Below are 11,634 nucleotides of genomic sequence, written 5' to 3'. Positions count from 1 at the left end.
CATGAGGCCGACCATCGCCGCCGATACCCTGCGCCGGACCCTCACGCAATATCTGACCACCACCTTCGGGTTGACAGAGGAAGGCGTACGTCACGGTCTGGAGGGTTTTCTCTCCCACCCTGAGCAGGGCATCTTCCGTGGGCCGTACCTGCGCATCCGCACCCCCTTCCGCTCGGCGGAGGGCGACTGGCGGGCGAGCCTGGACTGGGCGCCGGGAGCCTTCACCCCCTACCGACACCAGGCGAAGGCCTTCGCCCGCCTGTCGACCAGGGGCAAGGCCGCCGAGCCGACGCTGATCACCACCGGCACCGGCTCCGGCAAGACCGAGTCGTTTCTGATTCCGATCCTGGACCACTGTCGGCGACGTAGGCAGCAGGGACAGGGCGGCATCAAGGCGATCCTGCTCTACCCGATGAACGCCCTGGCCACCGACCAGACTCACCGCATCAACGAGATGCTCACCGACCCGGCCCTGGCCGGGGTGACCGCCGGCCTCTACATCGGTGACGTTGCGGAGATCGAATACCTGCACGTGTTCACCAAACGGTCGGAGATGCGCCGCACCCCGCCGGACATCCTGATCACCAATTACAAGATGCTGGACCTGCTGCTCCAGCGCGCCGACGACCTGCCGCTGTGGGAGGGGGCCGAGCCGGCGTACGTGGTGCTCGACGAGTTCCACACCTACGACGGCGCGCAGGGCACCGACGTGGCGATGCTGCTGCGCCGGCTGTCCGCCGCGCTCGGCCTGGCCGAGCCGGGCCGCCCGCTGGGGCCGATCTGCCCGGTGGCCACCTCCGCCACCCTCGGCGAGGGTGGCGGCCGGGACGGCCGGACCGCGATCCGGGAGGTCGCCGAGCAGGTCTTCGGCATCGCGTTCGACGCGGACTCGCTGGTGGGGGAGGAACGCTACGAGCCCGGCGAGTTCATGGCCGGTCAGGATTTCAACCTGCCGCTACCCAGCCCTGAGCAGCTCGCCGCCGTGGACGGCCGGGACCCGGCGAGGATGATGGCTGAGATCGCCGAACTCGTGCTCGGCGAGGACTGCCTGGACAACCCGAAACAACTCGGCAAGCTGCTGCTCAGACATCCGCTGACCAAGGCGGTGCTCGACTCGCTCGGCCCGGCGCCGCGCACCTTCGACGAGATCATCGACGTGTTGCCGCGTAAGAACGCCACCGGCTGGGGCAGCGCGATGAAGAGCCGGCCCGAGATCACCGCGAAGGCCCTGGCCCGATTCGTCGGGCTGCTGTCCATGGCCCGCAACCCGCACGACAACCGCCGCCCGCTGCTCAACATCGAAACCCACCTGTGGGTACGCGCTGTCTCCCGGCTCCTGCGCGGCACCTCCCACCAGGCCACCTTCGGCTGGTACGGCGAGGCCCCGCGCGAGCTGGACCCCTACGCCACCGAGCGGGACGCGGTCATCGCCGACAATCGTCACCTGCGGCTACCGGCCGTCTACTGCCGGCACTGTGGCCGCTCCGGCTGGACGGCGTTGTCGCCGGAGAAGGATCCGCAGGAGCTGGAGACCGACCCGGACAAGATCTACCGGGCCAGCGTCGGCCGCGACAAACGCCGGGTACGCGCACTGATCGCCGCCACCGACGACGAGATCCGCCAGCGCGCCGCCGGTCTGCTGGTGCTCGAACACGGCCGGCGGGTGCGCCCCTACGACGAGCAGCGCGACCGGGCGTTGGGCGACGACGAGATCGCCGTGCTCGGTGACCTGACCGCCGTCGACGCGGCCGAGAAGGACCGCTGCCCGTCCTGCCAGTTGGACCACGGCATCCGGTTCCTCGGCGCCGGCCTGGCCACCCTCGCCTCGGTGGCCATCACCCAACTCTTCACCGGCGGAGAGCTGACCGAGGCGGAACGCAAGACGTTGCTGTTCAACGATTCCGTCCAGGACGCGGCACACCGGGCCGGTTTCGTGGCCAACCGGTCGTACACGTTCTCCCTGCGCTCCCTGCTGGCCGACCAGCTCACCCCCGGCGAGGCTGTCGGACTCGACGATCTGGTCACGAAGATGGTCGCGGCGGCGGCCCGGCCGGAGATCCTCTCCACCGTCGTGCCGCCGGACCTGCACGGCCAACCGGGCGTGGACGGCCTGCTCGCCGGGGACGAGACCGGCAGCCGACAGACCTGGTCGCTGATCGGTGAACGGCTGGTCTTCGCCACCGTGATGGAGGCCGGGTTGCGCTCCCGGCAGGGCCGCACCCTGGAGTTGACCCGGGCCGTCGCCGTCGAGGTGGCGCTCGACGACCCGGCCGCAGCGGTGGCGCTCTGCCGCGACGTGCAGCTGACCGGCGCCGGCCAGCTCGGCGTTGCCGCACCCGACGACGCGAGCTACCTCGCCTTCCTGCGCGGGCTGCTGGAACGGCTGCGTACCCGGGGCGCGGTCTACCACGAGTGGCTGGTGCCGTACCTGCGGCGCGGCGGCACCCGGTGGCAGGTGTGGGGCGGCCGTCCCGCCGGCATGCCCGCCTTCCCCCGGGGCGTCTCCGCGCCCGCCTTCCTGCTGGCCACGTCGAAGTCCCGATCCGAGTTCGACGCGATCACCGCACGCGGCAACTGGTACCAGGACTGGACCGCCCGCTGTCTCGGCCTGGATCTGGGCGAGGCCGCCGGCTACCTGAGCCGACTGCTGCCGGCCCTGGCCGCCGCCGGGATCGTCGCCGCCGGGGACACCGAGGACGGCAACACCGTGTACGGGTTGCTCCCCGGCCATCTGCGCGTCACCCGACTCGACGACACCGCCGCCGTGGCGGCCGGGGTGGGTTGCGACACCTGCCACTGGCAGCAGACCGAACACCCCGACCGGGTCGCCGACTGGGTCGGCCAGCCGTGCCGGCAGTACCGCTGCCGTGGTCGGCTCCGACCCGCACCCGACGACACCACGCCGGACGACTACTACCGGCGGCTCTACCTGGAAAGCCCCGTGTTCCGGGTGGTGACCGGCGAGCACACCGGCATGCTCACCCGCGCCCAGCGGGAAACCGTCGAGCAGCAGTTCCGCGACGGCGAGCGCTACACCGACCCGAACGTGCTCTCCTGCACACCGACGTTGGAGATGGGCATCGACATCGGGGCGCTCTCGGCGGTGGTGCTGGCGTCGCTGCCGCACGGGCCCGCCAACTACGTGCAGCGGGCCGGTCGCGCCGGTCGCCGCAGCGGCAACGCCCTCGTGCTCACCCTGGTAGGGCGCACCGAACGGGACCGCTACTACCTGACCCAGCCGCGCGACATGATCGCCGGACAGATCGTGCCACCCGGCTGCTTCCTGTCCGCCGTGGAGATCCTGCGCCGGCAGTACCTCGCCCATCTGATCGACCTGGCCGCCCGCGGTCGGCTGTCCGGTGTGCTGCCCATGCCCCGCCGGGCGCACGTCCTCTTCGGCCCGAGCGGCTGGCTGGCCCACCTCGCCGAGATCGGCCGCCGTGAAGGCCAACACCTGGTCGAGAACTTCCTGGCCCTCTTCGGCGACAGGATTCTGCGGGCTGCGGCCGACGAACTGCGGGAGTTCGCCGTCGACGGCATCGCCCACCGGGTCAAGGAGGCCGATGAACGGTGGGAGCTGCGCCTGGCCGACCTGCGGCGCCGACTCCAGGAGATCGCCGCCGCCCGTGCGAAGCTGGTGACCAGCGACCCCGACCACGCCCGTGAGCTGCGGATGCTCAAGGCGGAAGAGGCGGCCGTACGACGTCGGCTGCGGGAGATCAGCGCCGCCGCCGCGCACGGCACCCTGGTGGAGTTCGGCCTGCTGCCCAACTACGCCCTCATCGACACCCGCACCGACCTGGAGGCCACCCTCACCTGGGAGGAGCAGGTCGACGGTGACCGCCAGTTCCACACCGAGTTGCGCGAGTACGCCCGTCCCGCCCGTGCGGCACTGGTGGAGATCGCCCCCGGTAACAGCTACTACGTGCGCGGCTACCAGCATGAAATCTCCGGCTTGGAGGTCGGCCCGGCCGACCGGCCCGCGTACGAGCAGTGGCGGATCTGCGGGCAGTGCGGATACGTCCGCACTCACCTGGCGCAGGAGGACACCAGCGTCTGTCCACGCTGCGCCGACCGGGGCATCGCCGACCACGGCCGACTGTTCCAGGTGCTCCAACCGACCCGGGTCTACAGCCGGGACAAGCGCGACGACGCCCGTATCCGCGACGACAGCGACGACCGGAAGCGACGCTTCTACGCCACCACCGCCGCGGTCGACATCGACCCGGCCAAGGTCGACTCCTCCTGGCGGCACACCCACGAGACCTTCGGGGTCGACTACACCCGACACGCCATGATCCGGCACTTCAACCTGGGCGCCCAACGCTTCGACCGGGCCGCCGAGACCTTCGCCGGTGAGGAGGTGCGGATCAACAAATTCCACACCTGCACCTCCTGCGGCGGCACCACTGTCGACGGGGCCCCGGTGGCCAGCCAGCAGCTCGCCGCGCAGGCCTCCGGGGCGACCGTCATCCAGGGTGCCGAACACCACCGGCCCTGGTGTCCGTACCGCCGGTCGCCGGCCGCGCCGGACACCCACGTCGACCTGATCCTTGCCCACGAGCTGGAGACCGAGGCGCTGCGCATCCTGATCCCGGCGGCGACCGCGCTGGTGGCCGAGCGGGTCGTGTCCTTCGCCGCGGCGATCCGGCTCGGCATCGCCGCCCAGTACGGCGGCGACCCCGCCCACCTCCAGGCGGTCGTGGCCACCATGCCCGACGGGCAGAGCGACGGCACCCGCAACTTCGTCGTCGTCTTCGACACCCAGCCACGGGGCACCGGCTACCTGCACCGGCTCGCCGAGCCGCAGGAGTTCCGCCGGGTGCTGGAACTGGCCCGACAGCGCATCACCACCTGCGAGTGCCGCCTCCAGGCCAAGCCCGTCTGCCACCGCTGCCTGCTGCGCTACGCACGCAACGAACAGTTCACCCTGATGAGCCGGGACGAGGCGCTGGGCATGCTGGACAAGCTGCTGGAGCGCTGGAACGTGGAGGAGGGCACCCGCACCGACGAGATCTCGCTCATCGGCCAGGTGGAGAGCGAACTGGAGATGCGTTTCCTCACCAAACTGCTGGCGCTCGGCGCCACGCCGCACTCCGGATTACGAGTCGAGAAGCGTACGGATCACGACGGCGCCCGCATCGCCGACCTCCGCTTCGTCACCGACGGCGGGCAGAACGTCACCCACTGGCAGATGAAACTCCAGAACACCGTCCAAGGCACCCGGCCCGACGTCCACTTCAAGCGCCTGGACGCCCCGTCGCCCGAGGTCGCCGTCTACCTCGACGGCTTCAAGTACCACGCCTCCAGCCAGTACAACCGGCTCGCCGACGACGCGGAGAAGCGAGCCCGGCTGCGTGCCCACGGCTACCTGGTCTTCGCCGCCACCTGGGACGACGTGGCGACCTGGGGCAACGCGGAGAGCCCGGGGCGCTGGCTGCCGTACGGCGGCATCAGCCGACAGACCGCCCGGGAGCGGTACCGCAAGTTCCTGCCGGGCGCCGACCCGGAGGAAATGGAAACGACGATCTGGACCAACCCGATCGAGCAACTGCTGCGTTTCCTCGCCGAGCCGGACCTGCGCCGCTGGCAACGGCGGGCCGAAGCCGCCCTCGCCGGTCTGCTTCCCCAGGCCCGGGAGAACAGCCGATGCGACTCCAGCGGGGTGGCCGACCGGCTGCTGGCGGCGCTGCGCGGCGAGCCGCTTCCGCCGCCCGCCGCCCAAGGGAAGATCATGGTCCTGCGGGCCCGGGACTCCGCCGACTGCGCCCTGACCCTGCTGGTCGACGGCCGCAGCCAACCCCTGCCGACCTGGTCGGCGCTCACCGTGCTCGACGACCTGCCTGCGGCGATCGTCGCCGACGGGCACAAACAACGCTGGTCGAGCTGGTTGACCTGGGCGAACGTCATCCAGTTCCTCGCCGAGGGCGGTGGCGACGCCGGACAGCTCGTGGTCTCCGACCTCGACAGCTTCGAGCCCGCGTCGATGGCCGTCGCCGAAGGCACGGGACTGTCTCTGACCCGACGCGCCCTGCCGCTGGACGAGGAGACCTCGACCTGGCTCGGTGCGGTCAACCCGCTGACCCCGACCCAGCCGGTGCAGGACGGATCACCGTGGCGCGACGTCCTGCGCTACGTGGACCCCGACGAGGGCACTCTGGAGGGCCTGGTCCAGCAGTTGGCCGCTTGGAACCTGCCTCTGCCGGTGGTCGGCTACGAACTCGGGGACCAGGGGTGGCAGGCGGAGTTGGCCTGGCCCGAGCGGCGGGTCGCCGTCGTGCTCAGCGGATCGCCGGGCGATCCGGAGGTCGAGGACCGGGACCGGGCGTACACCGAGGCAGGCTGGCGGGTGCGGACCGCAGGGCAGTGGTCGGCGGAGGAGTTGGCGGCGCAGCTTGCCGCGACCAGTGGGGGAGAGGGCCGATGAATACCGGAGCGATGCTGCGGATGCTCGATCGGGCCGACAAGGAGGTCATGAAGCTGAGCCGCGCCGACAAGGGGGCGGTCTACGAGTTCACCCACAAGTTCCGCAACAACCCGGACAATCCCGGCCTCCAACTCAAGTCCCTGCACGGCAACTCGCGGCTGATGTCCGCACGGATCAACCGGGACTACCGGGCACTGCTACTGCACATCGCCGAACGGGACTTTCTCCTCGTCGCGGTCAAGCACCGCAGCGAGGTGTACGACGACCTGAGCCGGTACGCGTACCGCATCAACCGGGTCACCGGCGGCATCGAGGTCATCGACCTGACACCCGTCGGCGACAGCATCGTCGGCCGGGTCGTCTCCGCGGATTCGTCCGTGGCCGTCCCCTCGGTGACTGATCCCGCGGTGGCCGACCCGTCGGTGGCCGACCCACAGCCGACGCCGAAGCCGATCTTCGACCGCTACTCCGACACTGAGCTGGTGGAACTGGGGGTCGCCGAGCCGCTGCTGCCGCAGATCCGCGACCTGACCACCGAGGCGGAACTGCTGGAACTGCTCGACCGGGCCCCGCAGCTCACCACCGACGTGCTCTTCGCCCTCTTCGACGGCAAGACCTACGACGAGGTACGCGCCCAGGTCACCGACCCGGTCCGGGCCGAGGAACCGATCGACCCCGAGGACTTCGAGGCCGCGGTGGCCCGGCCGGCGACCCAGGTCACCTCCGACGACGAGGCTTTGCAGGCGATGCTCGTCGAGTCCTTCGGACGGTGGCAGATCTTCCTGCACCCCACCCAGCGCAAGCTGGTGGAGCGGCAGTACAACGGTCCCGCCCGGGTCGGTGGGGGACCGGGCACCGGAAAGACCATCGTGGCTCTGCACCGCGTGGCGTACCTCGCCCGGCAGCTACCGCCCGGTGTGGACAAACCCATCCTGCTCACCACCTTCAACCGCAACCTGGCGGCCGATCTGCGTACCCGGCTGATGGCCCTCGGCGGTGAGGAACTCGTCGCCCGAGTCGACATCGTCAACATCGACCGGCTGGCCAGCCGGGTCGTCGCCGAGGCCCGCGCCGGTGGTGGCCGACGGACGGTCAGCGACAACGAGGTGCCGCAGCTGTGGGCCGACTTCCTGATCGAGACCGGCGAAACCGGCTGGGAGCCCGAATTCCTGGCCGCGGAATGGACCCAGGTGATCCTCGGCCAGGTACTCAACTCCCGAATCGACTACTTCAAGGCCCGCCGCCCGAACCGTGGCCGCAGTCTCAACCGGATGGAACGCGACCAGATTTGGCGGCTCACCGAGCGGTTCACCACCTGGCTGGAAGGGCAGGGGATCTGGACGTGGCGACAGGTCGCCGAACGGGCCGCTCGACTGGAGATGGACCGTGCCGCCGCCAGCTCGACCGAGTCCTCCGGCAGTCTCCACCGGCCCCGGTACCGGCATGTCGTGGTCGACGAGGCCCAGGACCTCAGCGCAGCCCACTGGAAGATGCTGCGGGCGATGGTGGCCTCCGGCCCGGACGACATGTTCCTCACCGGCGACACCCACCAGCGGATCTACGACAACCATGTGACCCTCGGCAGCCTCGGCATCAACATCCGGGGTCGCTCCTCCCGGCTGACCCTGAGCTACCGCACCACCAGGCAGATCCTCGCCGACGCCCTACAGATCATGACCGGTGAGGTGTACGACGACCTCGACGGCGGCGAGGAGGACCTGGCCGGATACCGTTCGCTGCTGCGCGGTGAGCGACCCTCCTTCCGGGGCGCGGCGACCTGGGCGCAGGAACGCGATCTCATCGCCGAACAGGTGCACGCCTGGGGTGACCCGACCGACGGGTCGGTGGCTGTCTGCGTGCCGACCAGGGAGTTCGCGGCCGACGTGATCGCGCGACTGGAGGCCGACGGCCTGCCGGCCGTGGAGATTGGCCCCGATGGCCCCAAACAGCCCGACGGTGTCCACGTCGGCACCATGCACCGGTTCAAGGGCCTCGAATACCAGCGGATGATCATCGCCGGGGTCAGCGACGGACTGATACCCCGACAGGCGATCAGCCGTTATCGGGATACCGACCCCAAGCGCTACCAGCGCGAACGCCAGAGGGACCGGTCCCTGCTCTTCGTCGCCGCGACCCGCCCCCGCGACGAACTGGTGGTGCTCTGGCACGGCACGCCCAGCCCTTTCCTCACCAGCCGCCTCGTGCAGCGCCAGCTACCGTGAGAGCCGACCTGGGGCGGGGCTCGACACCCTGCCCGGGTCGGGTGGCGCCGTAGGGCCGGCGGGCAGCAGGGGAGGCCAGGGGTGCAGGCACGGGACCGCATCGGCGACCGGTACGAGTTGACGTATCCGATCGGACGCGGCGGGATGGGGCAGGTCTGGGCGGGCTACGACGAACGGCTCGACCGGCCGGTGGCCATCAAATTCCTCCGCCAGTCGGAGGTGCCGGAGGACGAGCGTGCGGTCGCGGCCAAACGATTCCGGCGGGAGGCCCGCGCCACCGCCCGGCTCGACCACCCCGGGGTCCCGGCCGTGTACGACCTCGGCGAGCACGGTGAAGACCTCTACCTGGTCATGCAACTCGTCCGTGGAATCGTCCTCGCAGACCACATCGCCGAGCAGGAGCGGCTACCCGTGCACGAGGCGGCGTCGATCGCCGCGCAGATCTGTTCCGTGCTCGACGCCGCCCACCGCGCGTCCCTCGTGCACCGGGACCTGAAGCCTCAGAACCTCGTGCTCACCCCCACCGGGGCGGTGAAGGTCCTGGACTTCGGGGTTGCCGCACTGCTCGGGCCGGCCGAGGCGTCCCGCCTCACCACCACCGGCCGTACCCTCGGCACCCCCGCCTACATCGCTCCCGAGCAGGCCGCCGGCAGCCGGGTAGGACCGGTGGCCGACCTCTACGCCCTGGGCTGCATCCTCTACGAGATGCTCGCCGGTCGGCCGCCCTACCAGGCGACCAACGCGCCGGAGATGCTGCGTCTGCACATGGGCGCCCCGATCCCGATCGTCACCGAGCACCGGTCGGACGTGCCGGATGACCTGGCGCACCTGCTGTTCTGTCTGCTCGCCAAGGACCCGGCGGAGCGGCCACCATCGGCCGCCGAGGTCGAGAAGCTGCTGGCACCCTTCCTCGGGGGCCGGCCCGCACACCCGTCAGCACCCCCGCCGCGCACATCCGACCCGGTCGGGTCGACGCCGACGGCTGACGCGGCGTTCGTGCCGCCCTCGCGGCAGGACTTCACTGTGGTGCGTGCGCGGGCGCAACAACTCGCCGAGCACGAACGGTTCGTCCAGGCAGCCGAGTTGTTGGAGGGATTCCTTCGCACCTGCGATGTGCACCCCGGTGCATGGCAGGTCGTCGCCCTGCGGATGGACATCGCCAATCTGCACATGCTCGCCGGTGACCTCCGGCGCGCAGGTCAGCAGTTCGAGGCCCTGGCCGACGATCTCGAACAGGCAGCGACCGATCTCGACCTCGCCGAGAATTGTCGGCGCCGCGCCGCGACCTGCCGGCAGGAACTGGCCGGGCCCGCCAGTTCGATCACATCTGGCATTGACACGATGGCGTGAAAGCTCTGATGGGCTTGTCCGCGCTGCCGTCGTGACCCCGACGGACCTTCGCCTGCCAGCCACCTCGCCGACACCGAGAGAGACCAGGTTCATTCGGCCCAGAGACCGGGTCGGAGCAACCCGGACGGCAGCGTACGGACGGTCTCCGGCGGCCTGCCGGGCCTCAACAAGCGCCGCCGGTGAAGCAGACGGCTGACGCCCCCGTCACCACGCGGTTCCGGTGCCCGACGGACAAGCGGCTGCAACATATCGCAGAACTTCGATGTATTTTCGGTGTTGACCTGGTGTTCCGGCGTGGGGCTGCATTACCGTCGAGATATGGTCTCGCGTCGATCGGTATTGCGGACCGTGCCCCTCGCGGCCGCCGCACTCACCGCCACCCCAGGTCAACTCCGCCGTCTCGACGAATCGTCCACATCGACCGATCCGATACGCGTACCCCCCGATCCTGCCACGCTGGCCGCCGCCGCGACCGCCGTGCGCGGCTTCTCGGCCGACCTCTACCGCGAACTGGCCTCGACCCGTCCCGGCGACAACGTGGTCTGTGCGCCGTACTCGGTCGGGCTCGCCCTGGCGATGACCCGGGCGGGCGCCGGTTCGGCCACGGCGGCCGAGATGGACGCCGTGCTGCACGCGCCGCATCCCCGACCCGGCGCGCTCGACAGCGGCCTCAACACCATCGAACAGACCCTCGCCACCCGCTACCAGGACGGCGACGGGACAGCCCGGCCCCTGCTGAGGACGGCCAACGCTCTGTGGACCCGGCTCGGCCTGGGCCTGCGACCCGGCTTCCAGGACACGCTGGCCGGCTACTACGGTGCCGCGCCGCACCCGGTCGACTTCGCCGGCGCGCCGGAAGCGGCCCGTCAGGAGATCAACACCTGGGTCTCCGACCGGACCAACGCGAAGATCCCCGAGCTGTTGCCGATCGGTGCGGTGAGCCCCGGCACCAAGCTGATTCTCACAAACACGACCTACCTCAAGGCCGCCTGGAGATACCAGTTCCTTCCGGCGTTGACCGCGACCGAGTCGTTCACCCGGGACGACGGCAGCGTGGTCGGCGTACCGATGATGCGGGGGCCGTTCGCCGGGATGGGCTACCAGGTCGGCGACGGGTGGCGGGCGGTCGACGTGCCGTTCGCGGGGGACCGGCTGGGTATGGCCATCGTCATGCCGACCGGGGACGATCTCGCCGCGATCGAGGCGAACCTCGACGGGGCGTGGCTGAGCGCGTTGCTGACCGGGTTCGGCGGCGCCACCGTCCAGCTGCGGCTGCCCCGGTGGACGTTCCGCCTGCCGGCGCAGCTGGCTGTCGCGCTGAGCAACCTCGGCATGCCCACGGCGTTCACGCCGCAGGCCGATCTCAGTGGCATGAGCACCGATTCGGCCCTGTACATCGACGACGTGCTGCACGAGACGTTCATCGCGGTGGACGAGAAGGGCACCGAGGCGGCAGCCGCGTCGGCTGTCATCATCCCGCCGCCGTCGATCCCGCAGGGGCCGCAGTTCTTCGTGAACCGGCCGTTCCTGTACGTGATCCACGACTGGTACACCGGCGTGCCGCTGTTCCTCGGCCGAGTCCACGACCCACTGGTCAGCACCCCGTAGGAATCGGACACCCCGCCACGACGACAC

General features: G+C 70.4%; 4 protein-coding genes. All 4 read left to right on the top strand.

Annotated elements, in window-relative coordinates; genetic code table 11:
* Position 1: 1 nt before the first annotated feature.
* The 4 genes from VAB18032_RS16705 (at position 2) to VAB18032_RS16690 (ending at position 11,607) form a co-directional block, all read left to right on the top strand.
* Entirely contained in the window at positions 2 to 6,427 is a 6,426-nt protein-coding gene (locus tag VAB18032_RS16705) for a DEAD/DEAH box helicase (protein ID WP_013734047.1), read from the top strand.
* Complete coding sequence (locus VAB18032_RS16700) at positions 6,424 to 8,649, top strand: UvrD-helicase domain-containing protein (protein ID WP_043721012.1); 2,226 nt, start codon at positions 6,424 to 6,426, stop codon at positions 8,647 to 8,649. The genes VAB18032_RS16705 and VAB18032_RS16700 overlap by 4 nt, the downstream gene beginning before the upstream one ends.
* A gap of 81 nt (positions 8,650 to 8,730) precedes the next feature.
* The gene (locus tag VAB18032_RS16695; protein ID WP_013734045.1) at positions 8,731 to 9,999 is read left to right on the top strand and encodes a serine/threonine-protein kinase; all 1,269 of its coding nucleotides are present in this window, start codon (positions 8,731 to 8,733) and stop codon (positions 9,997 to 9,999) included.
* Between the two features lie 318 nt (positions 10,000 to 10,317).
* Positions 10,318 to 11,607, top strand: a complete 1,290-nt coding sequence (locus VAB18032_RS16690) for a serpin family protein (protein WP_043721011.1) — start codon at positions 10,318 to 10,320, stop codon at positions 11,605 to 11,607.
* The last annotated feature ends 27 nt before the right edge of the window (positions 11,608 to 11,634 follow it).

The sequence above is a fragment of the Micromonospora maris AB-18-032 genome (assembly GCF_000204155.1).
GTDB classification, from domain to species: Bacteria; Actinomycetota; Actinomycetes; order Mycobacteriales; family Micromonosporaceae; genus Micromonospora; species Micromonospora gifhornensis.
Note: the sequence above shows the minus strand (reverse complement) of the source record. Positions and strands in the feature narration are given on the sequence as shown.